At 68.3% G+C, this 26,763-nt stretch carries 26 protein-coding genes and 6 pseudogenes; 15 read left to right on the forward strand and 17 right to left on the reverse strand.

The genetic code is table 11. From position 1 onward, the window contains the following. Positions 1-573: 573 nt before the first annotated feature. The 4 genes from OG798_RS41255 (at position 574) to OG798_RS41270 (ending at position 3,407) form a co-directional block, all read left to right on the forward strand. Complete coding sequence (locus tag OG798_RS41255) at positions 574-777, forward strand: cold-shock protein (protein ID WP_067385816.1); 204 nt, start codon at positions 574-576, stop codon at positions 775-777. A gap of 328 nt (positions 778-1,105) precedes the next feature. Beyond that, positions 1,106-2,599, forward strand: a complete 1,494-nt coding sequence (locus OG798_RS41260) for a DEAD/DEAH box helicase (protein WP_328758671.1) — start codon at positions 1,106-1,108, stop codon at positions 2,597-2,599. A 45-nt stretch (positions 2,600-2,644) separates the two neighbouring features. Continuing rightward, positions 2,645-3,049: a CBS domain-containing protein gene (locus tag OG798_RS41265; RefSeq protein WP_095851757.1), complete on the forward strand. Its 405-nt coding sequence runs from the start codon at positions 2,645-2,647 to the stop codon at positions 3,047-3,049. 49 nt (positions 3,050-3,098) lie between these two features. Beyond that, the gene (locus tag OG798_RS41270) at positions 3,099-3,407 is read left to right on the forward strand and encodes an SCO5918 family protein (RefSeq protein WP_095851756.1); all 309 of its coding nucleotides are present in this window, start codon (positions 3,099-3,101) and stop codon (positions 3,405-3,407) included. A gap of 106 nt (positions 3,408-3,513) precedes the next feature. Here OG798_RS41270 and OG798_RS41275 read toward each other — a convergent pair whose 3' ends face one another. Both OG798_RS41275 and OG798_RS41280 read right to left on the reverse strand, forming a co-directional pair. Beyond that, on the reverse strand, positions 3,514-3,873 hold the full coding sequence (locus OG798_RS41275) for a hypothetical protein (protein ID WP_067385807.1): 360 nt from the start codon (positions 3,871-3,873) through the stop codon (positions 3,514-3,516). 33 nt (positions 3,874-3,906) lie between these two features. Continuing rightward, positions 3,907-4,312 (reverse strand): annotated as a pseudogene (locus tag OG798_RS41280) (ATP-binding protein). A gap of 1,361 nt (positions 4,313-5,673) precedes the next feature. On the opposite strand from OG798_RS41280, the gene OG798_RS41285 reads away from it, so the two are divergent. Further along, on the forward strand, positions 5,674-6,012 hold the full coding sequence (locus tag OG798_RS41285; protein WP_067385805.1) for a MerR family transcriptional regulator: 339 nt from the start codon (positions 5,674-5,676) through the stop codon (positions 6,010-6,012). A 92-nt stretch (positions 6,013-6,104) separates the two neighbouring features. Here OG798_RS41285 and OG798_RS41290 read toward each other — a convergent pair whose 3' ends face one another. Continuing rightward, complete coding sequence (locus OG798_RS41290; protein WP_328758672.1) at positions 6,105-6,662, reverse strand: hypothetical protein; 558 nt, start codon at positions 6,660-6,662, stop codon at positions 6,105-6,107. Positions 6,663-6,881: 219 nt separating this feature from the next. Between OG798_RS41290 and trhA the strand changes: the two genes are divergently transcribed. From trhA to OG798_RS41305, 3 genes are all read left to right on the forward strand, one after another. Beyond that, positions 6,882-7,712: a PAQR family membrane homeostasis protein TrhA gene (gene trhA / locus OG798_RS41295; RefSeq protein ID WP_328758673.1), complete on the forward strand. Its 831-nt coding sequence runs from the start codon at positions 6,882-6,884 to the stop codon at positions 7,710-7,712. A gap of 229 nt (positions 7,713-7,941) precedes the next feature. Next, positions 7,942-8,298, forward strand: coding sequence for a PRC-barrel domain-containing protein (locus OG798_RS41300; RefSeq protein WP_095851753.1), 357 nt, complete (start codon positions 7,942-7,944; stop codon positions 8,296-8,298). Between the two features lie 37 nt (positions 8,299-8,335). After that, positions 8,336-8,503 (forward strand): hypothetical protein, encoded by a 168-nt coding sequence (locus tag OG798_RS41305; RefSeq protein ID WP_179436378.1) that lies wholly within the window; start codon positions 8,336-8,338, stop codon positions 8,501-8,503. Between the two features lie 307 nt (positions 8,504-8,810). On the opposite strand, the pseudogene OG798_RS56705 reads toward OG798_RS41305, so the two are convergent. The 3 genes and pseudogenes from OG798_RS56705 to OG798_RS41320 all read right to left on the reverse strand — a co-directional run. Beyond that, a pseudogene (locus OG798_RS56705) lies at positions 8,811-8,888 on the reverse strand (hypothetical protein); the annotation flags it as partial. A gap of 1 nt (position 8,889) precedes the next feature. Beyond that, positions 8,890-9,188 (reverse strand): annotated as a pseudogene (locus OG798_RS41315) (helix-turn-helix domain-containing protein); the annotation flags it as partial. A gap of 445 nt (positions 9,189-9,633) precedes the next feature. After that, positions 9,634-9,888: an STAS domain-containing protein gene (locus tag OG798_RS41320; RefSeq protein WP_306454723.1), complete on the reverse strand. Its 255-nt coding sequence runs from the start codon at positions 9,886-9,888 to the stop codon at positions 9,634-9,636. A 331-nt stretch (positions 9,889-10,219) separates the two neighbouring features. On the opposite strand from OG798_RS41320, the gene OG798_RS41325 reads away from it, so the two are divergent. Next, positions 10,220-10,639: an ATP-binding protein gene (locus OG798_RS41325; protein ID WP_443054221.1), complete on the forward strand. Its 420-nt coding sequence runs from the start codon at positions 10,220-10,222 to the stop codon at positions 10,637-10,639. A 558-nt stretch (positions 10,640-11,197) separates the two neighbouring features. On the opposite strand, the pseudogene OG798_RS41330 reads toward OG798_RS41325, so the two are convergent. Further along, positions 11,198-11,944 (reverse strand): annotated as a pseudogene (locus tag OG798_RS41330) (NAD(P)-binding domain-containing protein); the annotation flags it as partial. 58 nt (positions 11,945-12,002) lie between these two features. Then, positions 12,003-12,101 (reverse strand): annotated as a pseudogene (locus OG798_RS41335) (hypothetical protein); the annotation flags it as partial. Positions 12,102-12,428: 327 nt separating this feature from the next. On the opposite strand from OG798_RS41335, the gene OG798_RS41340 reads away from it, so the two are divergent. Together OG798_RS41340 and OG798_RS41345 are read left to right on the forward strand one after the other, a co-directional pair. Then, positions 12,429-13,028 carry an ABC transporter ATP-binding protein gene (locus OG798_RS41340; protein ID WP_267063949.1) on the forward strand — a complete coding sequence of 200 codons (600 nt, stop codon included), beginning with the start codon at positions 12,429-12,431 and terminating at the stop codon, positions 13,026-13,028. Then, positions 13,025-13,663, forward strand: a complete 639-nt coding sequence (locus OG798_RS41345; RefSeq protein ID WP_328758675.1) for a hypothetical protein — start codon at positions 13,025-13,027, stop codon at positions 13,661-13,663. The genes OG798_RS41340 and OG798_RS41345 overlap by 4 nt, the downstream gene beginning before the upstream one ends. 593 nt (positions 13,664-14,256) lie before the next feature. On the opposite strand, the gene OG798_RS41350 is transcribed toward OG798_RS41345, so the two are convergent. The 8 genes from OG798_RS41350 to OG798_RS41385 form a co-directional block, all read right to left on the reverse strand. Continuing rightward, positions 14,257-15,996 carry a SpoIIE family protein phosphatase gene (locus OG798_RS41350; RefSeq protein WP_121414540.1) on the reverse strand — a complete coding sequence of 580 codons (1,740 nt, stop codon included), beginning with the start codon at positions 15,994-15,996 and terminating at the stop codon, positions 14,257-14,259. An 870-nt stretch (positions 15,997-16,866) separates the two neighbouring features. After that, positions 16,867-17,457: a TetR/AcrR family transcriptional regulator gene (locus OG798_RS41355; RefSeq protein WP_095851749.1), complete on the reverse strand. Its 591-nt coding sequence runs from the start codon at positions 17,455-17,457 to the stop codon at positions 16,867-16,869. Between the two features lie 109 nt (positions 17,458-17,566). Then, positions 17,567-18,580: an NADP-dependent oxidoreductase gene (locus OG798_RS41360; protein WP_121414539.1), complete on the reverse strand. Its 1,014-nt coding sequence runs from the start codon at positions 18,578-18,580 to the stop codon at positions 17,567-17,569. 74 nt (positions 18,581-18,654) lie between these two features. Beyond that, positions 18,655-19,566 carry an alpha/beta hydrolase fold domain-containing protein gene (locus OG798_RS41365; protein WP_121414538.1) on the reverse strand — a complete coding sequence of 304 codons (912 nt, stop codon included), beginning with the start codon at positions 19,564-19,566 and terminating at the stop codon, positions 18,655-18,657. Between the two features lie 67 nt (positions 19,567-19,633). Then, complete coding sequence (locus OG798_RS41370; protein ID WP_095851747.1) at positions 19,634-20,449, reverse strand: oxidoreductase; 816 nt, start codon at positions 20,447-20,449, stop codon at positions 19,634-19,636. A 225-nt stretch (positions 20,450-20,674) separates the two neighbouring features. Then, positions 20,675-20,869 carry a hypothetical protein gene (locus tag OG798_RS41375; RefSeq protein ID WP_267063267.1) on the reverse strand — a complete coding sequence of 65 codons (195 nt, stop codon included), beginning with the start codon at positions 20,867-20,869 and terminating at the stop codon, positions 20,675-20,677. Between the two features lie 174 nt (positions 20,870-21,043). Further along, on the reverse strand, positions 21,044-21,346 hold the full coding sequence (locus tag OG798_RS41380) for a hypothetical protein (protein WP_267063268.1): 303 nt from the start codon (positions 21,344-21,346) through the stop codon (positions 21,044-21,046). 18 nt (positions 21,347-21,364) lie between these two features. Next, positions 21,365-21,481: a methyltransferase domain-containing protein gene (locus OG798_RS41385; protein ID WP_267063269.1), complete on the reverse strand. Its 117-nt coding sequence runs from the start codon at positions 21,479-21,481 to the stop codon at positions 21,365-21,367. A gap of 1,566 nt (positions 21,482-23,047) precedes the next feature. On the opposite strand from OG798_RS41385, the gene OG798_RS41390 reads away from it, so the two are divergent. Continuing rightward, a complete protein-coding gene (locus OG798_RS41390; RefSeq protein ID WP_121414536.1) occupies positions 23,048-23,665 on the forward strand; it encodes a DUF4232 domain-containing protein in 618 nt (205 codons plus the stop codon). Between the two features lie 502 nt (positions 23,666-24,167). Beyond that, positions 24,168-24,506, forward strand: coding sequence for a hypothetical protein (locus OG798_RS41395; protein WP_267063271.1), 339 nt, complete (start codon positions 24,168-24,170; stop codon positions 24,504-24,506). A gap of 274 nt (positions 24,507-24,780) precedes the next feature. Here OG798_RS41395 and OG798_RS41400 read toward each other — a convergent pair whose 3' ends face one another. Beyond that, a complete protein-coding gene (locus OG798_RS41400; protein ID WP_267063272.1) occupies positions 24,781-26,076 on the reverse strand; it encodes a helix-turn-helix domain-containing protein in 1,296 nt (431 codons plus the stop codon). Positions 26,077-26,277: 201 nt separating this feature from the next. Here OG798_RS41400 and OG798_RS41405 point away from each other — a divergent pair. Both OG798_RS41405 and OG798_RS41410 read left to right on the forward strand, forming a co-directional pair. Beyond that, positions 26,278-26,433: pseudogene (locus OG798_RS41405) on the forward strand (CoA transferase); the annotation flags it as partial. Between the two features lie 82 nt (positions 26,434-26,515). After that, a complete protein-coding gene (locus tag OG798_RS41410; protein ID WP_323138807.1) occupies positions 26,516-26,704 on the forward strand; it encodes a hypothetical protein in 189 nt (62 codons plus the stop codon). The last annotated feature ends 59 nt before the right edge of the window (positions 26,705-26,763 follow it).

Raw genomic sequence — 26,763 nt, forward strand, 5'->3', positions numbered from 1 at the left:
ACCGAATTTCCAGCTCGGCGGTCAGCTGCCATGTCCGGGGAAGCGGAGCCTTCGTGCCCGCGGCACTGCCGGAGGGCGTAGTTTGCCCGACACGATCCACGGTGGGGTCTCCGCACCGGACCGAAAGCTCGACTACTGCTCTGGACGCGGCGATCAGCGCAGGTCCGCCTCATCGTGTTAGCCGTTGTTGAAGGCGATCTTTCGGACGGCCGCGCACGTCATAGCGCCCTGGCGGCCATGGTAGCGGCTGACGACTCCGCTCCCTTTTTTGGAACGTTGCACTGCGAGTGAGTCAATATCTGTGTTCGTGAGGTGAGAGTTTGACGGACGGTGTAGTGAGAGTTTTTGCCGCAACAAGTGGAGTGGAATTACTTAACCGACGCGGGCCGTTGCGGCGTGCTACTGTCCATCTCAGTTGCAGTTGTGGTTCCCGAAACTTCAAGTGCTCCTACCCCGCTCTTGCCGGGGAGAGCGCTTTTTTATTTCCGGTCATTTTCCGGCGGGGTAATCATCGCGGCGACACGGTGCTCGCACAGTGCGGACGTCGGTGTACTGCCCCAAAGGAGATATGACATGGCTGCTGGTACCGTGAAGTGGTTCAACGCGGAAAAGGGTTTCGGCTTCATCGAGCAGGACGGTGGCGGCGCTGACGTGTTCGCCCACTTCTCGAACATCGCCGCCCAGGGCTTCCGTGAGCTGCTCGAAGGCCAGAAGGTGAACTTCGATATCGCGCAGGGCCAGAAGGGCCTGACGGCCGAGAACATCGTTCCGGCCTGACAGACTTGTAGCTGGGGCCCGCATCCTTCGGGGTGCGGGCCCCAGCTGCAGCCATTTCCCGCGGTGGTTTCACCCGCGGGACGGCTCGGAGGAATCCGCAGTCTCACCACATGCGGCTCCTCCTTCGGGACGCAGGCGCATCCTGAAGAGCTACACCGCAGTCACCCCCCGGATTTTACGTCCCCACTGCGTCACCTATTTCGGCATTTACGCCCGCGTGGATTCCCGTCGGCCGGATTTGCTTTGACATCGGTTCATACTTGTAATTCCGTGCTGCTCATCGCTTGCGGGAATTCCTTGATATGTGCCACATCGAGGAAGGCCCCACATGAACCGCACACGTACGAACGACCGCTCCGCCCGCGCCCGTAAGGGTGGTGCCGACGCAGGAAGGGGCGGCAGTCGCTTCGGCTCGCCGGCACCGCGCCGTTCCGGCGGCCCGGCCCGTTCTGGCGGTTACGGCCGTCGGCCCGCCGCGGTGCAGGGGGAGTTCGCGCTCCCCAAGACGATCACCCCCGCACTGCCTGCCGTTGAGGGCTTCGCCGATCTCGGCATGCCCGAGCAGCTGCTGGCCGAACTCGGCAGGCAGGGCGTGAGCGCGCCGTTCCCGATCCAGGGCGCGACGCTGCCGAACTCCCTGGCGGGCCGTGACGTCCTGGGCCGCGGGCGCACCGGCTCCGGCAAGACCCTCGCCTTCGGCCTCGCCCTGCTCGCCCGTACCGCCGGACGGCGTGCTGAGCCCCGCCAGCCGCTGGGGCTGATCCTCGTCCCGACGCGTGAGCTGGCGCAGCAGGTGACCGACGCGCTCACTCCGTACGCACGATCCGTCAGACTGCGGCTGGCCACGGTGGTGGGTGGGATGTCGATCGGCAAGCAAGCCGGCGCGCTGCGAGGCGGAGCGGAGATCGTCGTCGCGACCCCTGGCCGGCTCAAGGACCTCATCGACCGTGGCGACTGCCGGCTGAACCAGGTGGGCGTCACGGTTCTGGACGAGGCCGACCAGATGGCTGACATGGGTTTCATGCCGCAGGTCACCGCGCTGCTCGACCAGGTGCGTCCGGAGGGGCAGCGGATGCTGTTCTCCGCCACCTTGGACCGTAACGTCGACCTGCTGGTGCGCCGCTATCTGACCGACCCTGTCGTGCATTCGGTCGATCCCTCGGCCGGTGCGGTCACGACGATGGAGCACCACGTCCTGCACGTCCACGGCGCCGACAAGCACGCCGCCACGACCGAGATCGCCGCTCGCGACGGTCGGGTGATCATGTTCCTGGACACCAAGCACGCCGTCGACCGGCTCACCCAGGACCTGCTCAACAGCGGGGTACGGGCCGCCGCGCTGCACGGGGGCAAGTCGCAGCCGCAGCGCACCCGCACGCTGGCGCAGTTCAAGACGGGGCACGTCAGCGTGCTGGTTGCGACCAACGTCGCGGCGCGCGGCATCCACGTCGACAACCTCGACCTCGTCGTCAACGTCGACCCGCCGTCCGACCACAAGGACTACCTCCACCGCGGCGGACGTACCGCCCGCGCCGGCGAGTCCGGCAGCGTCGTCACCTTCGTCACACCGAACCAGCGCCGCGATATGGTCCGCCTCATGTCGGACGCCGGGATCCGGCCGCAGACCACCCAGATCCGCTCGGGCGACGAGGCCCTGAGCCGGATCACCGGCGCCCAGGCCCCCTCCGGCATCCCGGTCGTCATCACCGCACCGGTGGTCGAACGCTCCAAGCGCAGCGCCTCCTCCCGAGGCCGACGCCGCCCCGCTTCGGCAACCCGGCGCGCGCCCGTACGAAAGTCCGTCTTCGACGCCGCGGCCTAGACCTTCGTGATCAGGAAGCTGACCCATCTCTGCAGGAGGCACCTTTTGACGCTGGTTCAGATGCAGCCCCGCCCGGCGATCGCCAGCCACGTGCGCGGGACGGTGGCTGAGGTCGTGGACGCGGCCGGACCGCAGGTCTGTGACGACATGAGCGTCGAGGTGGCGCTGTCCGTCATGGCCGCCGCCCGCACGGGCCGACTGGTCGTCTGCGACCAGGACGGCCAGTGCACCGGACTAGTCACCCAGATTGAACTCACCGCGGTCCGCGACAGCTCCGCCTACACGGACCGCGTCCGCCTGCGCGACATCCTCGGCGACCACAGGTCGTTCACCTCACCCGTGACCACGATGGCCGAAGCCGAGCACGCGATGCGCTCCCGCCGGCTCGGTGCCCTGCCGGTGGTCGACGGGCAAGGCAGCGCCCTGGGCGTCCTCGCCCTCTCCCGTTGAACCGCCTCACCCTGGGCGGACCGTTCTCTCCTTCTCGTTGTGAGGCCACATGCGCTGCGTCATTGCCCGCTTCCCCTTCGAGCTCACCAAGAACGGCGTGCTGGAATCGATGAAGGGCATCAAGCCCGAACCCGGCACCGGCGAATCCGTGATCATCGGCCGCCGCCACTACCCCGTCAAGCAAGTCGGCCAGGTCATCACCCGCCAGGACCGCCGTGACTTCAGCGCCGCCGAAGTCCTCCGGGCCATGACTCAGCTCGGCTTCACCTGCCGCACCCTCCCCACGGCCGCACCCGTACGCATCCTCAGCTCGCTCCAGCAAGCTTCCGCGATGCTCGGTACTCCCGTGTCCGTCTGACCGACGGGACAGGCAACGAGCCGACGCCTGAACAGCAGTGTGGGCCCGACCGGCGAGCGCCGGTCGGGCCCACACTGCTTGCGACGGGGTTCCGTCGCAGTGTCGCTCAGTGGTCGGAATAGCTGAAGTCGCCCATGGTCCAGGCGCTGACGTCGTCGATCGCCACACGGTACATCCCGCCTGTCTCCGGGATGCCGACCGTGCCCTGCAGGATCCGGGCGACGTGGAAGTGAAGATGAGTGGGCGGCCCGTTCTTCTTCGCGGGGGTGTCGAAGGCGGCGGAGAATTCTCCCAAGCGGGCGGAATCTGTCAGCACATCCGACACCCTCTGCCTCCACACTGCTTCGGGAGCCAGCCGACCGGTGATGACAGCGCCACCGGTGACCACGGTCAGGGACATCTGGTTGCTCTGCCCGGACTCCACCAGGGCGGCGACGTCAACGAGCAGCTCGTCAGGCTTCGACATGGGGCAGATTATATTTACCGGCCATCCGAGTGCTCAGCGGTGGCGCCACCGGGCAAGACGGGCGCTCACGGTCTTGCCGCCGGAGGCCCGGCGGGTGACCGCGGTGGCGCGGGCGCGGCGGTTGACCATGGGCCAACCGAAGCCCCCTGCGCCGCCGTTCAGGTCAGTGGTGCTCATGCGCGGCGCATGCCGACTGGGGTCGTGGACGGCCACCTCGATGGTGTCGGGGTGCGCAGTCAGTTCCCATGTGCAGCGGCCCCGGGCCGTGGCGCAGGGCGTTGGTGACGAGCTAGGACACGACCAGGACCACGGTGTCCGCCGCGTCAGGGGCCACGGCCGGCTGTCGCAGGCATTCGAGGAAGGCCCGTGCCGTATCGCGTGCGTCGGCAACGGCTGTCGTGGAACGGACGGTTGTGGCGTTGACGGCCATCATGTTCATCAGGGTCACCCTGGTCTCTGGATCGTCCATGCCCGGCCTTGCCTACCCGATCTCTTGCCTCGTCCCGCCACCCGCCAAGGCACTGCCGTGCGTCCGCGTCACGCCTGTGTCACGGTGCCGGCCCACGGCCTGCTCGAGTCGGGGCCCCGCGCCGGTTCGAGCAGGCGGCCCATCCGAGGCGGACGCCACCGGTCGGGCGAGCACGGCCAGCCGGGCGAGGGCGCAGAGAGTTACCGCGGGCCGATGAAGTAGATCCTCTCGAGGCGCTGACGCGGCAGCAGGAACGGCAGTCTGCGGATTGCGGCACCGGCACCGGCGCGCATGGCTTCCACGAACTGCTGCTCCGTCGTGGGGCCGGGATCGTCAAGGCCGGCGCAGGCCCTCGTGCTACGCCCGTCCTCCGCCGGCCTGTCGGGGTGTCACGGCCGGAAATATGAGGTGCCCAGTGGTGGCCGGTACCCGCCGACGGTAGCCGCGGCGCAGTCGGCGGCGTCAGGGCAGCCCAACGGGCTGCCCGGCTGCGGGGCACTCCGAACGCCAGACCTGAGCTTCGGGCAGATCCGACCGCCCATATAGACCGATCGAGGCGGATAGCTTCATCTCGGGGCACACGGAAATCTATGTTTGCTGGAGTAGACATTGGGTGGTGGTGTGGCTATGGTTTCTCTCGTAGCCGAGATCGAGCGAGGCCCGGCAGAGATGAACTGCCGGGCAGCAGTACACGTAGTTGCAGTTCGCAGGACGGTGCGGTGGTGGAGTTCCGAAGCCAGGGTTGTCGCAGGACGGCGACGGGGCTGACGACCGGACCGGGTGGCCCGCAGTGATCAGGGGCCGCCGTGAGCAGGACCGCAGTTCACGCAGTAGCAGTTCCGTAAGTGCAGTTCGCAGTACCAGCAGTGCGGTTGTCAGTGGTTCCTCGGTAAAGGCGTCGGCTGCGGGCGCGCGTGCCGGGAGGTTCGGCAGTGGGGTTCTAAGCCAGAGCAGATGCAGGACCGGCGACGGGGCTGGCTGCCGAAGAGTGGCGCTAGGCGAGGCCACCAGCAGTTCGCGGTATCAGCAGTGCAAGCAGTACGCAGTCCCCGTTTGGTAAGTGATTGGTTCAGAGGGAAGAACGGAGGGCTTCAGCGCCATCAGGATCGCCCGGGCGGAAGGCTCGAGCCCGGGTACCGCAGGACATCGATAGGTAGGTGGTCTCCGGTCACGCATCCGCGATCCCCGCATTCCCCGTCCTCTCCCGGGTGGGCCTGCGGAACAAGTAGGCCGGCGCAGTATCAGGGCCGGCAGATGGTGTAGCAGTTCCCTTCGGGGCCCTGGTGCCATATGGCACCAGGGCCCCTCCACGCGTTCCACAGTGAGGTGCAATGACAGCAGACGATTCCTTCGGCCGTCTCGATGACGACGACTACCCCGCCTATACCATGGGCCGGGCCGCCGAGATGCTCGGCACCACCCAGGGCTTCCTCCGCGCCATCGGCGAAGCCCGCCTCATCACCCCGCTCCGCTCCGAGGGCGGCCATCGCCGCTACTCCCGCTACCAGCTGCGCATTGCGGCCCGCGCCCGGGAGCTCGTCGACCACGGGACCCCCATCGAGGCCGCCTGCCGCATCGTCATCCTCGAAGACCAGCTTGAGGAAGCCCAGCGCATCAACGCCGAATACCGCCGCGCCGCCGAATCGGCGAATCCAACAGCCGCGTCCTGAGACGGCTGGGACTACGGCTTTCCCGGCAGCTTCGCCGCTGCCGCTCACGCATGCTGCCCGGCACGCAAAGCGCAGCTTGCAGGAGCAGACGTTCAGACGCTGGTCCAGGCGTCGAGGAAGGCCGTCCGTCCAGCCGGATCGTCCGACCCGTGGTCTGCGTGCAGGACGCGCCAGGCGGTGAGCTCGAGATCTCGCAGCCACAGTTCTCCGGTGACCTGTGTCTTGAGGTCGGGAAAATGGTCGGACTCGGCGAGGGCTTGACCGATCACCTCCCCGGCCGCGACGCGCTGGGGCAGGGTCACCTCATCGACGGCCGAGAGGATCTGTCGGGCCAGGGGTTCCTTCTCCTGCCAGGGAACGCAGCACCAGAGCCTTGATGTTGACGGGGAGCAGGTACGCAGTGCCCGAAGCCCCCACAGGTCCGACCAGAAGCGTTCTCCTGCCTTGGTGGGGGCAGGTAGCGCGGCCGGCAGTCCGAGGAGATGGCCGGTGGCCACATACCCATCGGAGTGGGCAGCTGCGACGACTGCGATGCCGGCGACGCGCTCCACATCGAGTTGGCCCGCTTCGAGATGCCGAGCCAGGCCCAATTGGTGTTCCAACTGGTGTGCGAGGGGGGCGGATACGTGGGGGCAGACCTCAGGAAGCATCGACGATCCTTGCGCGTAGGCAAGCAGAGAGGCCCGTTCGGGAGCCCTGATCGTTCCCATGACCAGCCGATCTACTCGGCCTCGGCAGGCCCGATTGGCGCCAGGATCAACGAGGTCGGAGTCCAAACGGTTGCGGAACACCATGCCGGCGACGCGGGCGTGGTGTTCGCGACCGGACTCCTAGAATGCCGTCGGGGTGTCGTCTTCCAGCATGACCCCATGATCACCGGTGACGCCCAGGAGTCCGAGGGAGGACGAGAAGCTGTGTCCCGCGACGCCGCTGAAGCCAAACACGTCCACGCCGCCTCAGGGGGTGGAGAACGCCGTGAAGAGGGGCTGCCCGTCGGATCACAGGATGACGGGGCAGGGAAGAACGCTCACCCGGTCGCCGCTCTGGTGGAGCGGGCGGCCGACCTGGCGGAACCGATCAAGCCGAGGTTGCGTGGCTGGCTCCATGCCGCAATGGTCCCCGCCGCACTGATCGCAGGCATCGTGCTCGTCTGCCTGGCTCGCACCCCGCAGGCGGCCCTGGCCTGTGCCGTGTACTCGGTCACCGCCTGGCTGCTGTTCGCAACGAGCGCCGTCTACCACCGCGGCACCTGGGGGCCGCTCGGCGAGGCTCTTCTGCGACGTCTAGACCATGCCAACATCTTCCTCATCATCGCCGGCACCTGCACGCCCCTGGCCGTGCTCCTCCTCCGGCCGGACCAGCGGTCCGTGCTGCTGTGGATCGTGTGGGCGGGCGCATCGGCCGGCATCGCGTTCCGGGTCCTGTGGGTCGGAGCGCCGCGCTGGCTGTACACCCCGTGCTACCTGGCCCTGGGATGGGCACCGGTGCGCTACCTGCCCGACTTCCTGCACACCGGCGGAGCGGCCGTACTCACCCTGATCGTGGCCGGCGGTCTCCTCTACAGCGCGGGCGCGGTCGTCTACGCCCTCCAGCGCCCCGACCCCTCGCCCCGCTGGTTCGGCTTCCACGAGGTGTTCCACGCCCTGACCGTGGCGGCCTTCACCGCGCACTACATCGCCATCTCCCTGGTCACCTACTGACCGCGACAGGTGTTCCGGCCTGCGCCGTTCATCGCCCCCACGTTGGCGCGCGCTGGACCGCGACGGGCCGGGCGGTCTCCGAGGCATCGCGCCGCCCGTGAAGGTCGTCCGTCGTCCGGCCTGCAAGTTGGCTGCTCTCCAGGGTGTGACGCTCCGTAGGCAGGTAAGGAGGGAGGAGCGAGATAGTGACGACAGCGGTCTTCAGCTGACCTGCGACAGAGGGGGCCCCGTGTTCGAGGCGCAAGACATCAGGGAATGGCGAGGCCACGACGTGGTCGACCACGAGCGGCACAAGATCGGCGTCCTGGAGGCGGTTTACGTCGACACGGCCACGGACCAGCCCGTGTTCGCGACGGTCACGGTCGGCCTGCCGACCCGGCACCGGCTGGTGTTCGTCCCCCTGGGCGACGCGACGGTCGGTCCCGGTTATCTGAAGGTCGCCTACGACAGGAAGCAGGTAAAGGAAGCGCCCTCGATCGGCACGGATGGCGAACTGCTCGCGGAGGACGAGAAGACGGTCTTCGCGCACTACGAGCTCGCCTACCGCATGGGTGAGGGTGGCGAACGTCGCCTCGCCCGCCGCTGATGCCCCCAACAACGTCTCCCACCATGAGGTGACACCAATGGCTCTCTTCCTCTTGCTGATCATTGTGGCCATCGTGCTCGGCATCATCGGTGTGGTCGCGAAGGGCCTGTTCTATCTGTTGGTCATCGGCGTGGTGGTTCTGGTCGCCGACTTCGTCCTCCTCGGCCTGCGCCTGGGCAGCCGCCGCAGGCACCTTCCCCGGTGACGCGGTCAGCCGGGCAAGCGTCCCCCCCGGCCGCCGGCCCGGGGACCGGACGTAGCGGAGTGTCAGAGGCGTCGGTGAGGTCGGCGCCGTGTCGGCGTCCCGCTCGGAGTGGCCGACGCCGTGCCAGCCCAGGCACATGACGGTCGCGTCGTCCTCCAGGTGGTCGTGGTTGGCGTCGACGACCGCCGCGATCAGAGTGCGGGCGGCCTCGCGGGGATGTAGCGCGCGGGTGCGCACGATCAAGGCTGTTGGCGTTGCGCTCCAGCATGCCGTCGGTCAGCATCACCAGCCGGTCGCCCGGCTGCAGGTCCAGCGGCTGGACCCGGTCGGTGTGGGGGACCTGGAAGCCGAACGGCAAATCGGCTTTTGGAACGATCTCCCGCACTGTAGACGCTCTGGGGGACGTCGCCGTAGGCGTGCCACCAGCCCTGCTGTCGGATTCCTTGGCCATCTGCAGCAGAGTGTCGATTACCTGCTGGTCCGTCACTCCGTACAGCGCGCACAGGTCGCGCACGTCGCGGGAGCTGACGGCGCGGTTGCCGTTCTCCAGGTGGCTGATCTTTGGCTGGGAGACCATGAGCCGCTCGGCCACTTCTGTGCTCTTCAGCCCACCGGCCGTGCCTAGCCGGCGGAGCTCGGCCCCCAGGCGGCGCCTCCTGACGGTGGGGTTGCTGTTCGCCGCCACGAGCGGTGTACCTCCAGCTCCAAGTCATCGTGTCGGCCTGCAGATTGTCATGGGACAAGACCTGTTGATCGTGTGCCGTGCCGTCATGTCGTGGGGCAGCCGAAACGGAATCTGCCCTTGTAATTTGCCTCCCGGAAGGAACCGCCCGGCGTTTCACCGCGAGGGATCGAAAACAGGACTGAGAGGTTGTCCTCCCCGTCCAGGAGTGGTTCGTCGTGCCGTCGTCGGTGCGGCGCAGGTGGTACTCGTCCCTGGTGACGACTTGGAGGGATCGGGGAGGCCGTGCCCTCCTCCCGCAGTCTCCATGTGATCTTCGCTTCACTCTGAGAGTGTTTGGTGTTCCGGTCGCGGGCAGGCGTATGGACAACTCCCGCCCAGGAGCTGGACGCGGCGGTTGAGCGGCGCTCGTCTCATCAGGGTGTCCCGGACCGGCACGGGTAGGGGGTCAGGTGTTCAGGGCCTGCTTGAGGGTGGGGTGGCAGGGGATGATCTCGTCAATGCCGACCAGGTGCAGCAGACGCACGACGGACTCTTGGGCACCGGCGATGCGCAGCCATCCCTGAGCGCCGCTCGCGCGCCGGTGGGCGGTGACGAAGACATTGATGCCGCTGGAGTCCATGAAGGTCACCCCGCTGAGGTCCGCCACGATCCGCGGCGGCGCCGTGCCGTCCTCAAGACAGCAGTGCCTGGCTGAGGACATCTTTGACATCGTGGTCGATCTCGCCGTGCGCGGTCACGATGAGGGCGCCGTCGACCACTGCGTGCTGGATGGAGAGCCGGCGTGGCCGGTCTTCCTTGTGAATGTCGCTCAGGTCTCCTCGGCTGCGCCTAGGCTTGCCCACTCAGGGCCTGCCCGGACGATCCTGCCCCACCGCCGCGGCGGCATGCGCCCAGGCAGCCATGCCGGACAACACCTCCGGTGACATGCCTGACGCTGCCGCGGGTACTTGCGCACGTCAACGGGGGGAGTGAGGGCGAGATACGTGGGATCCCATGCCGACGGTGTCGGCTCAACCGGAGATCAGTACCTGATGCGAGCCGGCTACGCCTTGGACGGAGGTGACGGCTGCATCGCCGACGCCCGCCACCACGCTGTCGCCTTCCTCAACCAGGCCCATACCGATCACCGGCTGCCCGTGCCCGCTCGTGCGAGAGACCTCACGCAGCTGGTGGTCAGTGAGCTGGTCACCAACGCCCTCAAATACGCCCCCGGCCCCGTCCTGATGGAACTGCGCATCACCGCCCACGCCGTGGACGTCGTCGTGTGGGACAGCGACCCCACCGTGCCCGCTGCCCGGGCCGCCGATCCCGACAGGATCGGTCAGCACGGCCTGGAGATCGTCAAAGCCGTCACCCAGGACCTCTTCACCGAACAGGAGCCCGTCGGCAAACGCATCACGGCCCGCCTCGCCCTGTCCGACACGGCCAGTAGCGACACCGTCCGCCGCTGAGCGAAAGACTCCTGCCGACCGCTGGATCGTTGGGCAAGATCGTCCACTTCGACCCGAGAGCGTCTTTCGGAGATCGACCCATAGGTTTTCGGAGCTGCGGACCAGACCGGCATCCGCTGGGACAGGGCTGACGTGGTGCGTGAAACGCCGCGGATGACGGGTACGCCCGGCTCCATCCCTGAGGCGTCGCCCTGCCAGGGCAAGCCGCTGAAGGGCCAGGCTTCCGAAGCTCCGGCAGCTCGGAGCGTGCCCTTTGCTGAGTGTGCCGGCCGTGCGGTCGCCAAGCTGGGGGGTGGAATGGGTTGCCCGCGCCTTCTCGCGGCGGAACGCGTGGGCGATGGCGCGCGCCTCGATGCCTGCCTGTCGAAGGACACCCGTGAGGGGATTGGTGTATCCGGCGAAGTAGAGACGCGAGGCTTCGGGATGGGTCCGTGCCCCTACGGCGAGGGGTTGCCCGTCATCGTCGAGTACGCCCAGGGACCCGACCAGGTCGTGCAGGTTGGGTCGGTACCCGGTGGCGGCGATGACCGTGTCGGGTCGCAGTCGCGTGCCGTCGGCCAGTAAAACGTCGGGACCGTCGAACGCCTGGACGGCCGAGACCGGCTCGACCCGCCCGGACCGGACGGCGTCCACGAAGCCGTGGTCGAGCACCGGGTTGACCCCCTCGCGGGCATTGCGGGTGTACAGGCCCGTGCGGGGCCGCGGCAGTCCCCGTGAGGTCAGGTCGGGCACCGCGAGACGTTGCGTGAGCAGGGAGGTGCGGTCGCGCCACGCGAGCGGGAGGGCCTCCGTCAGCCGGCCGGCCGCATGCCATCGGGCGCTGGAGCGGGGCAGGATGTTGGGTGGGGTACGGACCGCGATCCGTACCCGTTCGGCTCCGGCTCCAGCCAGGACGCTCGCGATCTCGGTACCGCTGTTACCGGCGCCGACCACCAGGACGTGCTGCCCGCGGTAGGGGGCCGGAGAGCGGTAGTGGGCCGAGTGCAGCAGCGTGCCGGTGAAGGTCGAACGCCCGGGCCAGTCGGGGATGTTCGGGGTGTGGCAGCGGCCGGTGGCCACCACGACCGCGCCAGTGGGCACCGGACCGTCGGGGGTATGGACCAGCCACTGTGCTTTCGAACCTGGCTCGGCCCGCTCGATGCGCTGCACCGGGGTGGCCACCTGGACGTCGAGCGGATGATGGACGACGTAACCCTCCAGGTAGCGCACGTAGTCGTCCCGGCTCACCCACCGGCCCGCCGCGCGGCACCGACAGGCCGGGGAGTTTCGACGTGCTGGGAGTGGTATGCAGGCGCAGGTGGTCATAGCGCTGCGCCAAGCTCGCTCCCACGCGGTCCGACCGTTCCATGATCACGGCCGGCTCTCCGGAGCGGTTCAGTAGCGCGGCGGCCGCCAGGCCGTGGGGGCCGGCTCCGATCACGATCGTGGGAGCGCTGAGGTCTCGCTGTGGTGTCGTGGGCATCGCCTCCTACAACGGCAGACCGCGGCACACGTCACGCTCAACTGACGGGTGTAGAACAGCGGGTGACCGCGTTACACCGGCGGTATGGAGTCCTTGAACACCGGGCAGTAGACCTTGCGGGGGATCGGTCCGCCCCAGGGCCGGGCCGTCCGGGCAGGACGCGGCTGAGCGGTCATGAGCCTGGCAAGCCAGGGGACATGAGCCTGCGCGGCCCCGGACTCTGTGGCGGGCCTTTCCTCCGGGTCGGCTCGCTCCACCTGTCCGATCCTTCGAGGGGCTCATGTGCAGGCAGTGACGACGCGCCACCGGTCACACCGGCCACGGCTGATGATCAGCGGAGTCTGCAAGGGGTACGGCGGCAGGCAGGTCCTGCGCGATGTGGATCTCGATGTGTCTGCCGGGACGCTGGTGGGAGTCGTCGGCGAGAACGGGGCGGGGAAGAGTACTCTGCTGGAGATCGCCGTGGGGCACGTCGCACCGGACCGCGGAACGGTGACACGGACCGGGACGGTGGGGTACTGCCCGCAACGGGCAGTACTGCACGAGGCGTTCACCGTCGGACAGCATCTGCGGTTGTTCCAGATGGCCTACTGGCTGCCGACACTGGAGCGCGCCGACGAGCTGATGAAGCAGCTGGCGCTGACCGGCTGCCGGCGACAGCAGGCCGGCGCGCTCAGCGGCGGAACGCGACAGAAGCTGAACCTGCTGATCGCTCTCATGCACGATCCGCAGTTGCTGGTCCTGGACGAGCCCTACCAGGGCTTCGACTGGGACACCCATCAGCGGTTCTGGACCCTGGCCGCCGACCTGCGTGATCAGGGCCGGTCGATCATCGTGGTCTCTCACCTGCTGCACGACCTGCACCACTTCGACGCGATCGCTCACCTGCGCCAGGGGCGTCTGCACTTCGAGGAGACCGACCGATGAGGCTCTCCTGGACGGCATTCACCGAACTGCTGCGCTGCACTCTGCTGGGCCACCTGCGCAACCGGCTGGCCCTGGTTCTGGCGATCGCGTTCATCCCCATCTGGATCGCCGTGGCACGCCTGTGCACCTCCGGCCAAGTGGTGCACATCCGGCTGGACGCCATCAGCACCCCCGTCTCCGCCCCGGCCAGCCAGGCCGGCCAGGTGGCCAGCGCGCTGGGCGCCATCACCATGGTCGCCGGCTTCATCGCCTTCACCGAGACCTTCCAATCACGGGAGATGGACCGCCGTCTGCTGCTGGCCGGCTACCCCCGGCTGCCGATACTGCTGGCCAAACTTGCTGCCGTCGCCTCACCGCCGCCCTGCTGGCCTTCTACACCACGATCCTGCTGTGGATCTCCCTGCCCGTACGCCACACAGCACCCCTGGCGCTGGCCCTTGCGGGCGCCGGCCTTGCCTACGGCGGCATCGGTCTTCTGCTCGGCTCTCTGGTCCGCGGCGAGCTGGAGGGCTTTTTCCTCATCATCATGCTCAGCCTGGTCGACACCGGCCTGCAGAATCCCGTCTTCAACACGCTCATGGATGTGGCGGGCGTGTCCGCGCTTCCTCTGTACGGCGTGCACCAGCTGGCGCTGAGCTCAGCCCTCACCCCGCATATCCCCTGGTCCCACGGCCTGCTCTCCCTCACCTGGTCCGCAGCGACCGGCGCCCTGGCGCTGCTCGTCCTCCACACGCACCGCCCTTCCCGCCCCCCGTGGTCCCGCAGAACGAGAGTCCAGACAGGGCGATCACGGTGAGGACGGTCTTCCTCCCGGGCCCTCGTTGCCGGCCAAGAGGCTGTCCCATCATCGGTGTGCGTAAGGCGGTTGAGGCGAATGTCGTGCCGTGCCGAGTCCGCCGTCGAAGGTGATGACCATACGCCGGAGCCGACCTGGACACCGTGACGCCGATACCCGCGAGCACCGCAGGGACCTGCCGTACGCCTTCACCAAACAGCTCCTCCTGGCCGCCTCCGACTTACATGCCCACGGTGCCCGTCCTCCGCGGCGAACCGGCACGCGGACACCGCGTTCTGGCCCCGCTCACCGGCGGGGCAGTGCGGGGCAGCGCGGGGCCCGCACAGCGCGAAGTTCTCGCGCGGCGGAGAGAGGCGTTCGAAGCCTCAGCCCACCGGCTCAGGAGCTTCGACAGTCTCCCGCTCCGCCCACTCGATCTGCCTCACGCGCGGGTCAGGCGGGTCCTACGGGAGGGGGTGTGCGCAGCGCGATCATGGCGACGTCGTCATCGTTGTCGCTGGGGCGGACCTGGTCCAGCAGCAAGTCGCAGAAGGAGTCGAGGGGGCGGTGGGCGAGGGAGGCCGCGTGTCGGCGCAGCCGGTCAAGCCCGTGATCGATGGAGTGGTGCGGGGATTCGACCAGTCCGTCGGTGTAGAGCAGGAGCGTGGCCTGGGGTGGCAGGACGGTGACGGCGTCGGGGCGAGGTCTGGTGACTCCGGTTCCGAGGAGTATGCCGTGAGCCTCGTCGAGGTAGCGGGTCTGACCGTCGTGGGTGATGAGCAGGGGCGGCGGGTGGCCGGCGTTCGTCCAGCGTAGGCGCCACAGTGTGTCATTCCCGAGGGTGAGCCTGGCGAGGATCATGGTGGCCATGGGTACCTCGGCTATGTGCATCACGGCATCGTCGAGCCGTGTGACGACGGTGCTGGGTGCGGCCTCGGGGTGGGACCAGGCGAAGGCGCGCAGCATGTTGCGGACCTGCGCCATGCCGGCTGCGGCGTCGAGATCGTGTCCGACGACGTCGCCGATGGCCAGTGCGTGGGCGTGGGCGGCCAGAGCGAAGGCGTCGTACCAGTCACCGCCCACGGATGAGGCGTCCGGAGCGGGTACGTAGCGCGCGGTCATCTCCAGCCCGGGCAGGACGGGCAGCTGGGGCAGCAGGTGGCGTTGCATGGTCTCGGCGACTTTGCGCTGGCGCTGGTACAGGCGCGCGTTGTCCAGCGCCAGGCCCGCCCGGCGGGTGAGGTCCTCCAGCAGCGGCAGGTCGGCAGGGGTGAAGGCGTCATGACGCTGGGCGCGGCCCAGGGTCAGGGCGCCGAGTACGTCCCGCAGTCCGCGAATGGGTGCGATGACGGCGGAGTGCATACCTGTCGCGGTGAACAGGCGCTGCTGCTCGACCGCTATGCCGGAGTCGGGCGGACCTTGGTAGGTGGCGGGGCCGGCGAGGGAGGAGGCGGCGCCGCGCAGGGCCCGTGACAGGGGCATCGGTGACTCTGCCGGCACGGGAGGCATCGGGCCCTGCAGGTCGTCCCGCTCGACGAGAATGCCGTCCTTGTGCTCCATTACGAGAACGCGTCGTACTTCGTCACGTTCGGTGAGCAGGTCGAACACGGCCCAGTCCGCGAGCCGGGGCACGGTCAGGGCCGCCAGTCGGTGCAGCGCCTCGTCCGCGACCAGGGTGGATGTGAGCTGCGTGGTCGTCTCCGCCAGCAGGGACAGGCGGTCCAGTTCCGTCAGCGGCGCGGAGTGCCCGCCGTCGGTGTGGCGCACGTCCCCGGGCCTCGGCTCGTACAGCATCGCCAGCGCACCTGTCCCGCCCGGACCGGGTGAGTAGGGCGTGATCAGCCAGGACAACTGGACGAGAGTGCCGTCCCCGCAGGCGAACCACTCGGCGTCGCCATGTCTGGTGTCCCCCGTGAGGATGGCCTTCCTCATCAGGCAGCGCGTGCGCGGCACCGAGTGCCCGTATCTGTCCCGGTGCAGCAGGTCGTGGAAGTCCTGACCGACGAGTTCTGAGGCTTCCCTGCCCAGCAGGCTTTGGGCCGCGCTGTTGACCGCGACGATGAGGCCATCGTCATCGATCGCGATGGCGGACGCCCGCAGGTTTTCCAGCGTTCCGTCGAGCAGGGCGCCAGAACGCGCCTGATGCCCGGACAGGGGGACGCTTTCCCTGCCGGGAGCGGCGACGTCGTCCATGTTCCTCCTCTGTTCAAGCCCGAATCGAGCCGAGTACCCCAACTGGATTCGGGCATGCATCGAAGGCTCGTCTTCCCTGCTGCGACTGCTCGAGCACATCCTGGTGGTGCAGGAAGAAGCTGTCCTTGAAGTCCCGAATACCGGTCGCGAGTGAGGAGGAGGGGACTGTTGGTCTTGACGCTCGTTTGACGCTCTCGGCGCACGCACGCGGAGCAATGAGCAGGAAAACGGTCCCTGAGCTGGTGTTCTTCGTGACTCGTCCGGGACGACCTCTTTTCGATGACGCATCACGTGGAGTGCGTCGCCATCCTTGAGCCTGCCGCAAAGGGCTCTATCCCCGCAGTGACAGATCGCGGGCCGGTCCTGCCTCATGTCTGCCAGTCGCGGATAACGCGGAGCCGGATCGCGTGTAGGTCGTACTGGGCGCACCTCCTTAGACGGGCTGTGGCAGCCTCAAGGCTCTGAGCGCGTAACTCCCGTTGTGCCGCGGTGACGTACGCCGAGCAGGTCGAGGGCCTGACCCGGCCGCACGCCCGGTACACGCCGGTGTTAAGGCAGCTGCTGTCGTCGATCGCGCTGGTGCTGGCGGGGCGTCCCGGCGCCAGGCTGGCCGCGCTGCTGGGGATGCCGGTGGCCAAGGACGGGTGTCCCGGTAGGAACGGAACGAGAAGTCCGGCTCACTGTCAAATCTGTTGACGCCGTGTGAGTCAGCCCGAGCAGCTATGGGTCGGCGGCAGCGCCCGCAGGGCCTCGGGGGCCGCTGATCTGGGCAAGGCCCTGAACTGATCGCCTCCGGAACCGGATGGGACGCTTGGTCGGGGGCGTGGTGTGGAGCGGCTCGGCGGGGCTGCCGCGTGGTGCTGCGGCGTGTCAGCGGGACTCCTGTGCGCTGAGCAGAGTGAGGGCGTTGCGGATGCCCTCTTCGAGGAGTTCGTCGGAGAGTCGCCGGTCGGCCAGGGCGCGGGAGAGCTGCAGCGTCCCGACCATCATGGCGTAGACGCTGAGGATCTTCTTGTGCACCGAGCGCGGATCGGCAGGTGCCAGGCGAGCGGCGATACCGTCGATGACGGCGAGCACGCCGTCGGTGTACGCCTGCTTGGTCTCGTCCGCGCAGCGCCCGATCTCATCGAGGAGTGCGGCGGAGGGGCAGCCGTCGTCGGGACTGTCGCGGTGCTGGGGCGACAGATACCACCGTACGATCTGCTCGAGTCCGGCGATCCCGGGGGCCGCCTGCTCGATGACGTTCGCGTACTGCACGCGCAACTGGTCCGCGACCGCGGCGGCCACGAGATCGTCCTTGGATTCGAAGTGGGTGTAGAAGGCGCCGTTGGTCAGTCCGGCGTCCGCCATCAGCGTCGAGATGCCCGAGCCGTCGATACCGTCCTTCTTGAACCGGCGGCCGGCGGTCTCGATGATCCGCTGCCGGGTCGCCTGCTTGTGCTCTTTCCCGTAACGCACCACGCGCTCGCTCCTTTGTGCGCCGGAAGGGTCACCCGCGCTTCGCCATCGTATTGGATTGCGAACGTACTCCAATGGTGTGCCGACGGTGTATTGGAGTACCGACATACCTTCAGTCGTTGTCGTGCGCCATCGAGATCACGACCTTTCCGGCCGCGGTGCGGCCCTGCTCGACGTGCGCCATCGCTTCGAGCGTCTGGTCGAAGGCAAACGTTCGGTCGATGACCGGGCGGAGCTGTCCGTTGTCGTAGAGGGTGGCGAGCTCGCGCAGCTGGGCGCCGTTCGCCTGCATGAAGAAGAACTGGTAGCGCACGCCCAGGGCCTTGGCCTGCTTGCGGATCTTGCGACTGAGCACGTTCATGACCAGGCCCAGAAAGGATGGGGCGCCGAGCTGCTTGGCGAACGCGGCGTCCGGGGGGCCGACGACACTGATGGCCAGGCCACCGGGCTTCAGCACGGTCAGCGACTTCTCGAGGTTGACTCCACCCAGCGAGTCCAGCACCAGGTCGTAGCCGGACAGCACCTGCGAGAAGTCCTCCTTGGCGTAGTCGACGACGATGTCGGCGCCGAGGCTCCTGACCAGCTTCTCGGTGCGGGAGTTCGTGGTCGTCGCCACCGTGGCACCGAGGTGCTTGGCGAGCTGGATGGCCGTCGATCCGAGGCCACCGGCACCGGCGTGGATGAGCACCTTCTGACCCGGCATCACGTGGGCGCGGTCGACGAGGATCTGCCAGGCGGCCAGGGCCACCAGCGGCACCGCGGCCGCCTCGCGGAGGGTGAGTGACTCCGGCTTGAGCGAGACGTCGTCCTGGTCGATCGCAATGAACTCGGCGAAGCCTCCGATCCGCAGGTCGCGGGGACGTGCGTAGACCTCGTCGCCGACTGTCAAGTCGCGCACGGCCGACCCGACCTGCGTCACGATGCCGGCGACGTCGTGGCCGAGCACGAACGGAAGCCTGTACTTCAGGAGTCGTTTGAACTCGCCGTTGCGGACCATTTTGTCCAGCGGGTTGATGCTGGTGGCGCTCACTTGGACCAGGACGTCGCCGGCCCCGACGGTGGGCTCGGGAACGTCTGCGGCGCGTAGGCCGTCCTTGCCGTACTTCTCGACGACGAATGCCTTCATGTCAGCCATCTCTTTGCGTGATCTTCTCGGTTGCCTTCTCGGCGGACGTTGCGCATGTCCGGCTAGCTTCCACGTCAGCTGCCGAGGTGCCGTCGAAGCCACTGACCCATCTGCTCGATCGCCCGATCCACCTCGGGCACGCGCCCCGCGCCCAGGATGAACGAGTGCTGCCCCTCGGGCAGCGGACGGACCTCGGAGAGGATCTTGAAGTCGGCGAGTCGGCGGCCGAAGCCGGCGCCCTCGCCGGCAAGCGCCTCGTACTCGCCGTAGTGGAGGGCCGTGGGCGGCAGGCCGGTCAGGTCGGCGTTCACGATGCTGATGTTGGGGTCGGTGAAGTCCACGCCGGGGTCCTGCAGCCAAGCCGCTCGGAACTGCTCGAGGATGTTCCGGCTGAGCATCTTGTCGAGTTCCTCGTTCTCGTCCACCTTCGGGTTGCTGATGGTGAGGTCGGTCCACGGCGAGATGCTGACGATCGCCCCGGGGGCTGCCTCGCCCTTGGCGAGCAGGCGCAGCGGCAGCGCGACCGCGAGGGTGCCTCCGATGGAGTGGCCGGTGCTGCCGATGTTGCGCGGCTCGTAGCCCTGCGCGAGCAGCCAGCGGTAGGCGGTCTCGGCGTCGTCGATCTGCGCCGGGTGGGGGTGCTCGGGGGCCAGGCGGAAGCCCACGACGAGCGAGCGGGCTCCGGCCGCCTTGGCGATGTGGCCGGCGGCCTTGCGGTCCGATGAGATCGAGGCGGCGACCGATCCGCCGAAATGGAAGTGGAGCAGCGCCTTGTCAGGGTCGGAGTCCTCAGGGATGACCCACAGGGCGGGGACGCCGTCCGCGTCCACGTCGGCGTAGGTGACGCCTTCCGGCTCGGTCGATGCCGAAGCATGTGTGTCGACGATGTCGCGGACGACGGCCAGATCGAGGCCCGGTGTCGATGCCTTCGCGCGTACGCTTTCGAGGAACTGCGCGAACTGCTGTGCTTCCGTGCTGATTCCCATGGTGATGCTCCTTGTCAGGTCAGAGGTGAACGCGCCTCGCGCGCAGGTCGATGGGCCGGGTGCGACGTCAGCCGGGCATCCGGTTGAATCTGCGGATCTGCTTGTCGAAGATCCCGGCGGGGACGAGGCGTCGCGCGGTGGTGATGCGTGAGGCGAGAGGTCCGGCGGTGTAGCGCAGCTTCGGCTTCGGGGCGGTGGCTGCCGTGACGATCTCCTTGGCGACGACGGAGGGGTCGTCGCCGGTCTTCATCGCCGCAGCGACCACTTCGTCGAAGACACGCCGCCGCTCCGCGTACAGCGGCAGCGGGGTGTCGGGCTGCGCGGCATTGGCATCGAAGGCGGTCCGGGTGTAGCCGGGCTCGACGAGCAGGACGCGGACGCCGTGCTCGCGGACCTCGTGGTCCAGGGACTCGGAGTAGCCCTCGATGGCGTGCTTCGCGGCGACGTAGAGGGCCATGTAGGGCTGCGGGATGACGCCGAGGACGGACGAGAGGTTGACGATGCGTCCACGGCCCTGGGCGCGCATGTGCGGCAGGACGGCCTTCGTCATGCGGACGAGACCGAAGAAGTTGAGGTTGAAGAGGCTCTGGGCCTGGGCGACGGAGTTCTCCTCGACGGCGCCGGCCGAGCCCAGACCGGCGTTGTTGACGAGGACGTCGATCCGTCCGAACCGTTCGATCACTTCCTGGACGGCGGCGGTGACGGATTCGTCACTGGTCACGTCGAGGTCGAGGAAGGTCACACCGGCGGGCGGGGTGAGCCCCGAGGTGCTCCGTCCGGTTCCGATCACCTCGAACCCGGCTGCGACGAAGGCGCGAGCGGTTGTGTTACCGATCCCCGATGACGCCCCCGTCACGAGTGCTACCGGCCGATGAGTCGCCATGACAGTCTCCCTGCATCATTGAATTACGATCGTTTAGCTTACGATCGTAATTCTATTTCGGGACGGGGCGGATGGCAAGGAGCGGCTCCGGCGACCGCCAGCCGGGAACCTGCGGCTTGGCGCGGGAAGGGAAAGGAGGCGACGAAGGCGGCGGGCCACCGATACAAGCCAGCAGCGGCGCCCGCCGACAGCCGCGCCCCGCGAGGTGTTCCTCGGCAGCCACCTCTACGGCAGAACCGCGACCTGCTGCGGGAGCCGGTCCCCCGCAGCGACCTCGGCGAGGAGGACTGGCTGCACCTGGCGTACGCCGACAAGACCCCGGTGACCCCAGGTCGACGGACTGCGCGCCGCCGCTGCCACCACGCCGCAGACAGGCCGGCCCACGTCCGCGGCCACCCTGCCGTCACTGGTGGTGCGCATGCTGGAGCTCGTCGGCATCGGCCTTGGAGACCGCGTGTTGGAGATCGGCACCGGCACCGGCTGTGCTTTCAGTGCCCGGATGGCGGCTCAGCGACGTTGGTGGGGGTCGGGCTGGCACAGCGCTCCACTTGGCCATTCGGAGACACGGTCGTCTCGGCCGGCCCCACGGCTGGGTCAGCCCGGCTTGACCGCCAGCGTCGCAAAATAGTTCGACATGTATTGAGCGGATACGTTGGATTGGTGCGGCGCTTCCGCGAAGCCGGTGAGGACGAATCCCGCGGCGAGTTGCCCGCCGATCTGGTCGGTGAGGGTGTGGCTGTATTCAAGAGCGGCATCCGCGCCGAACTTCGTGGCGCGTTCCTCGGCGGAGTACTGCGTGACATCGCTGTAGGGCAGCTTGTGCACGACGATCAGCTCGCCGCGCTCGTCGAGCGCCTCGTGGTCGAACAAGTACACATCAGGGTTGAGGAAGCCCACGAGCAGAGTTCCGCCCGGTCACAGGACGCGGAAACACTCACGCCACACCGGTGCCAAGTCCGGTACGAACAGGTTGGAGACCGGATGGAATACGACGTCGAATGTTGCGTCGCCGAAGGCGCTGAGGTCGCGCATGTCGCCTAGTACTCCAGCTTTTGATCGCGGTCTTGTGAGTGGCTGGCCTGGCGCAAGACGCCGTGGCGTTAACCGTTCTCGCAGGCCCTGGCATTGAACTCCGCTACGGGGACGGTGATTGCGGAGAACTCTTCCGTACCTGTGCGCGGTTCACCGACGTGAACAGTCGCGAGGAGGTCGGCGAGGAGTCTCCCACGAGGCGGCCCCGCTCACGGCCCACGCGCGGGCGAAATCGTCCGCTGCCTCAATCGCTACGCGGCCCGCGAGGTCTTCCACCTGGTCAAACAGCTACAGCCAGGACCCCGCTCATAGGGGCAGTGACAGAAAACGCGCTGCAGGACCCCCGCGAGCTAGTGCCGCATAGGCCAGGGACGCCTTCAAGGGCGACCAGGGAGTCGAATGAGGGCCGCTGTTCCGGTGGCCCTCACGACGGAGCGGACGGGGCGGAACTGGGCGCTGCGCACGGATGCCAGCCTTGGCGACCGTCGGTGTGCGGATCCCGATGGCGACGCACCAGCGCAGACAGGTGGGAGCGCCATGGTTGTTCCACTTCTGCCGTTGACGCTGCGGGTCAGATCGTCAGCACGAGTCGGCCCGGCGAGGCGCCAGCTTCCGCTTCACGGTGGGCCTCGGCGGCGTGCCCCCAGGGGCAGGACCTCGGCGACGCGGGTGGTAAGGCGGCCGGTCGCCAGCCGTTCCAGGATCTCCGCAAGCTGTGCGCCGTCAGGTGCACCGCGGACGGCCGCAACCCGGATGGCGCGTTCGGCGGTGGGGAGACGAGCCTGGGAGGCGGAGACGAAGCAACTGCCCGTTCGCAGTACGGGCAGCAGCGGGTCGCCGATCAGCGCGGCATCGAAGACGCCGTCGATGCCGCCTGGGGTCAGGCGCAGGACGCTGGCGGCGATGTCGTGCGGTGCACAAGAACGGGCCGCTCCCAGTCCCCTTCCGCGTCCCGCAGTTGGGCAAGGATCCGGTCCGCTGGCGCCTTACGCGTGCCGGTGGCCTTGGCATGCGTCGGACTCGGCCCAGGCGCGGTCCCATTGCGCAGGGCGTCGCCGATCCAGCCGTACCCGGGCTACCCGCCAGCCCCCAGCACGAACACGCACGCATCGGCCCCAGCGGCCGCCCCGACCGCCGACGCCTGCCGAGTCCACCGGGTCTCAGGCCGCCGGCCTCAGGGGGTTTGCCATCCCAGACAGGCATCCCAGGCTTCTTTGTTTCTGCAGGTGGTAGGGGGTGGGATCGTTCCACCGTTGCAGGTTGGGTAGCGGCTGTTGCCTCAGGCCCACGAGGCATCCGAGGCTATGGCTGTCGCACCGGCTGAAGCGGCCGAGAGCCCGGCAGCGCCACGACACCCCGACTCACCCGTCCACTGGGACACCCATCTCTTCGGGAGCCCGGGGTGCAGGCGCGGACGCTCAAGGGGGCGCCCGACCGCCTTCGCCCCCGCCAACGCGGTCCGGGAGGAGACGGGGTGGTGCGGCGCCGACAGCCCTGCACCGTAAGCCGCAGTGCCGGGCCGCAGGCGCGTGCGACCTAACGCCGATCAGAAGGAGGAACACGCATATGAACATGAAGTCCCTTGCGGGCCGCCGGGTGGCCGTGGCCGCGGGTCTCGTCCTGGCTCTTGGGTGTGGTGTGTCGGCGCATGCCTCCGCCACCGGGCCAAGGACGATCAGCGGCAAGACCGATGAAGGGGTGACGCACCGCTCCGGCGGCAGTGGCGACAAGGGCACCATCGCCGCCTGCTCCCAGGACGTCCTGGGGGTGTCCTCCGTGAAGGAGCCCGCGGACAGCAAGGAGGCCAGGCACCTCCTCTTGATCGTCCAGAACGCCGGCGACAAGAAGTGCAACCTCTACCGCTACCCTCTCGTGCGGCTTGGCGCCGATGCCCGGACCACGGTCCCCGTGATCAAGGAGAGCGACCCGACCCCGGGGGTGCCCGTCACCCTCGCGCCGGGTGAAGAGGCATATGCCGCTCTGCTCGTCAGCGGCGGCGCCAGGGACGAGTACGAGGCGAAGAGCATCACTCTGAGCCTCCAGGGCCGCAAGCTCGGCAGCAACGCGGGCAAGCCGATCGATGTCCCCATGCCCGCCCCCACGTTGTACGCGGACGACGGCCAGCTTGTCACCTACTGGACGACTGCTTCCGGTTTCGCCCTGGATTTCATCATGTCGAAGTGACGGACCTCGATCCGGACCTCTTCCCAGCGGCTGACCAGAACGCTCACATGGCCTACTGAACACCGGCTGAAGTCGGCCGATGGCCCGGCAGCACCATGACACCCCACCCACCGTGCACCCGCCCCTGGGACACCCATGTCCTCGGGCACCCAGGACGCGGGGTGAGGCCGGTGGGGGTACAGCGAGACACACGTGTGCGTGGTCGGTGGGCGCGCCCGCCGTCGTGGTCGGCTGAGGTCCAGGCGGGCCCCGGGTTCGCCTGTAGCAAGACCGTCCGCAAGGAGCATTCGCGACGAGTAGCAGAGCTCTGCTGGCCGGGCCCGGGCGTGACCATCCGCAAGCACCTTCGGTACGTGGGAAGTTTGCGACAGCAGCACACGTCCACCCGGCTTCGCTCCCACCCTGTCATGTCCGTCGACACTCACGGACAATCCGAACGAATAGTCGAATTACTGGAGGTTTGATGAAGCCCGTCATACGGAAGGTTGCAAGCTTCGCGGGGGTGAGTGTGGCCGTCGCGGCCATGTCCATGACCGGTGCATCCGCAGCCCACGCGGAGTCCCCCACCCAGGGCTGCCCGTACCCATACGTCTGCTTCTACGTGGACGGCAATGCCTTGAACGCGGGCACGCCGCTCTCGAAGTACCGGGACGTCACCAGCGCCTATCAGGCGGTCACGCCCCGGCCGCACTACGGGGTCCTGAACACCCGGAATGACGACGTGGTGTATCTGCGGCTCCAGAGCGGGGGCTCAATCTGCCTTGAGCCGAACACCCAAACCGTGTTCACCAACTCCTACAGCGTCAACGGAATAAAGATTTCCAGCAGCTCCACGTGCTGAATCCGCTGGAATGGCCGGCAGGCGTGCGTGAGCGCGCCCGCCGGGCGACGGGCAGGGCTGCGTGAGGCGCCCCCAGCGGCCCGGCCAAGCCGTTCGTCAACGGCAAGACCCTCGGAGCAACCCGCACCACAACGGTGCGGCCCCTGGGTCAACCCCGCGGCCGGAGAGATGCACGGCACCACCTCCCTGCCCGGATCCCATCGTCGGCGGGGACGGCCGGGCCACCGCCCCTGCCGGTCCTGCTGTCGGACGGGCTGTGCGGCCTGTCGCTTCGTCAGTCGCCGGTTTCCGCCTTGTCGTCGTAGGCGGCGGTCATGGGGACCCAGCCAGCGGGGTTGCGGTACCAGTAGTGCGGTAGCCCCTTGATGCTGGTGGTGCGGAACGGGCGGCCGTGGTCGTCGATGCGCGCCGTGCCGGTCCGGCCCTGTGAGGACCAGTCCAGGTCGAGGTACCAGTCGCAGGTGCAGGACTCGGTGTGCGCGGAGAGCAGCAGGACCTCCGGCTCCCGCAGGGACACCTGGTAGGGGAAGTCGACCGCGGGCGTCGGCCTGTCCGGGTCGTTGCCGGGCATCGAACGGGCCAGGGGTCGGTGAGCGTCGAGGTTCACGGAGAAGTAGCGGGGGACGAGGATGGCGCCGCAGCCTTCATACATGGAGTAGGCGATGCCCCGGCGGGCGGCGGGGGTGGTGCGGTTGACCACGCGCACATGCAGTGCCTCCAGGACGACGGCGGCGGAGCCGCGTCCCTGCACCGAGATCCGCAGATCGGTGGTGCCGCCGTGCACCGCCCCCTGGGACGCGGCCCACACCGCGGCGTCCGCCGGGGTCGGCGGCGGCGGGACCTGCTGCGGTGGCTTGGCGATGACGTAGTCATGGGCGCATTCGCGTTGCCAAAGCTGGGAGTCGGCCGTCCAGGTGAGCGGAGCCGGCGGTGCGACCGTGCCGGCGCTCGCCCGGCTCGTCTGCGGGCTGTCGCCGCTGTGCGTGGCCGACGTTGAGGGTTTCGGTGTGGTGCGGGCGGAGGCCGACGACTCACCGCCACCGGAGACGGGTCCGGCAGCGGATGTGGTGAGGCCGGCGAGCGCGACGGCGAGCGAAACCGCCAGCGCTATCGATCGCCCAGGCTGTCGTCGAGGCCGCCCGGCGTGGGGCCGTCGGTCGGCCGCCGAGGCCGGCTCCGGGCGCGGGTCGGCCGGCAAGGTCGGCTCGGGTGCCTCGTCCGCCGGGCTGCTGTGACTCGCGGATGCGGCCGATGCCGCGGTGCTTGTGGCGTCGTGGGGCGTCGGTGTCCGCCGGGCATCAGATGAGCGGGACCGTTGCCGTGCGGCGACTGCCAGGATCCACCGGCGGTGCAACTCCACGCGTTCCTCGGGGGAGGCTCCGCAGAGTGCGGCGAACCGCTCGATCCCGGTGAAGTCCAGGGGAACCGCCTCTCCGGCGCAGTAGCGGTGCAGCGTGGAGGCGTTCATGTCCAGACGGCGGGCCAGCGCCGCGTAGCTGCGGTCTGTGCGCTCCTTCAGACGCGTCAGCAGTAGCGCGAACTCCGCCACGTCATCGTGGATTGCATCCATGTGGTCCGTACTCGCATCCATCCGTCGGCCTGTGCAGTCCTGTCCCGATCCGGGGCGGCATCCCAGGCACTCCCCATAGCTGCACGTCAATACGGCTGGGATGGTTCCAGGGTTGCGCCATCCCTCTCCTCGACGCCTGGCACTGAGGTTCCGACTTGTATGGCTACCGCCATACAAGTCGGAACCTCAAGGAGCCACGCCATGACCGGGACCGGCCCACTGCGCGGCGTACGGGTCCTGGAACTCGCCAGCCTCGCGCCTGCCCCCTTCGCCTGCACCGTGCTGTCCGACCTCGGAGCCGAAGTCCTCCGCATCGATCGCACCGATACCCCGGCCCGGGACGGTGCCGCCCAGGTCCCCTTGGCCCGAGGCCGCCGCTCGGCCGCCATCGACCTCACGGCCGTCCCTGGTCGAGAGGAGCGGGAGCGTGGGGCCGACGGTGTGGTGGGACGGGCGGGTGGTGGGGGCCTGGGCGCAACGGGCCGACGGGGAGATCGTGTGGCGGATTCCTGGGTGGGGAAGACGTGGGGGGAGAGGCGGAGGCGGAGCGGCTGACGGCATGGCTGGGTGCGACCAGGTGACGCCGGGGTTCCGGACGCTGGTGGAGAAGGAGTTGTCGGCCGGCTGAAGGCTGCTTCTCTCCGACTCATCCGCCTGTTCGGTTCGGTCGATCTCCGTACGTCTCTC

The organism is Streptomyces sp. NBC_00271 (genome assembly GCF_036178845.1).
GTDB lineage: Bacteria > Actinomycetota > Actinomycetes > Streptomycetales > Streptomycetaceae > Streptomyces.

What these genes read in the sequence shown, in the direction of transcription:
- OG798_RS41350 (WP_121414540.1), bottom strand. Translation starts at nt 15,996, where the DNA reads ATGGACGACGTCGCCGCTCCCGGCAGGGAAAGCGTCCCCCTGTCCGGG.
- OG798_RS41285 (WP_067385805.1), top strand. Translation starts at nt 5,674, where the DNA reads ATGACAGCAGACGATTCCTTCGGCCGTCTCGATGACGACGACTACCCC.
- trhA (WP_328758673.1), top strand. Translation starts at nt 6,882, where the DNA reads ATGATCACCGGTGACGCCCAGGAGTCCGAGGGAGGACGAGAAGCTGTG.
- OG798_RS41325 (WP_443054221.1), top strand. Translation starts at nt 10,220, where the DNA reads ATGCGAGCCGGCTACGCCTTGGACGGAGGTGACGGCTGCATCGCCGAC.
- OG798_RS41255 (WP_067385816.1), top strand. Translation starts at nt 574, where the DNA reads ATGGCTGCTGGTACCGTGAAGTGGTTCAACGCGGAAAAGGGTTTCGGC.
- OG798_RS41345 (WP_328758675.1), top strand. Translation starts at nt 13,025, where the DNA reads ATGAGGCTCTCCTGGACGGCATTCACCGAACTGCTGCGCTGCACTCTG.
- OG798_RS41385 (WP_267063269.1), bottom strand. Translation starts at nt 21,481, where the DNA reads ATGCGCGACCTCAGCGCCTTCGGCGACGCAACATTCGACGTCGTATTC.
- OG798_RS41305 (WP_179436378.1), top strand. Translation starts at nt 8,336, where the DNA reads ATGGCTCTCTTCCTCTTGCTGATCATTGTGGCCATCGTGCTCGGCATC.
- OG798_RS41360 (WP_121414539.1), bottom strand. Translation starts at nt 18,580, where the DNA reads ATGAAGGCATTCGTCGTCGAGAAGTACGGCAAGGACGGCCTACGCGCC.
- OG798_RS41270 (WP_095851756.1), top strand. Translation starts at nt 3,099, where the DNA reads ATGCGCTGCGTCATTGCCCGCTTCCCCTTCGAGCTCACCAAGAACGGC.
- OG798_RS41340 (WP_267063949.1), top strand. Translation starts at nt 12,429, where the DNA reads ATGATCAGCGGAGTCTGCAAGGGGTACGGCGGCAGGCAGGTCCTGCGC.
- OG798_RS41375 (WP_267063267.1), bottom strand. Translation starts at nt 20,869, where the DNA reads ATGCGCACCACCAGTGACGGCAGGGTGGCCGCGGACGTGGGCCGGCCT.
- OG798_RS41320 (WP_306454723.1), bottom strand. Translation starts at nt 9,888, where the DNA reads ATGTCCTCAGCCAGGCACTGCTGTCTTGAGGACGGCACGGCGCCGCCG.
- OG798_RS41370 (WP_095851747.1), bottom strand. Translation starts at nt 20,449, where the DNA reads ATGGCGACTCATCGGCCGGTAGCACTCGTGACGGGGGCGTCATCGGGG.
- OG798_RS41400 (WP_267063272.1), bottom strand. Translation starts at nt 26,076, where the DNA reads ATGGATGCAATCCACGATGACGTGGCGGAGTTCGCGCTACTGCTGACG.
- OG798_RS41290 (WP_328758672.1), bottom strand. Translation starts at nt 6,662, where the DNA reads ATGCTTCCTGAGGTCTGCCCCCACGTATCCGCCCCCCTCGCACACCAG.
- OG798_RS41260 (WP_328758671.1), top strand. Translation starts at nt 1,106, where the DNA reads ATGAACCGCACACGTACGAACGACCGCTCCGCCCGCGCCCGTAAGGGT.
- OG798_RS41390 (WP_121414536.1), top strand. Translation starts at nt 23,048, where the DNA reads ATGAACATGAAGTCCCTTGCGGGCCGCCGGGTGGCCGTGGCCGCGGGT.
- OG798_RS41365 (WP_121414538.1), bottom strand. Translation starts at nt 19,566, where the DNA reads ATGGGAATCAGCACGGAAGCACAGCAGTTCGCGCAGTTCCTCGAAAGC.
- OG798_RS41275 (WP_067385807.1), bottom strand. Translation starts at nt 3,873, where the DNA reads ATGTCGAAGCCTGACGAGCTGCTCGTTGACGTCGCCGCCCTGGTGGAG.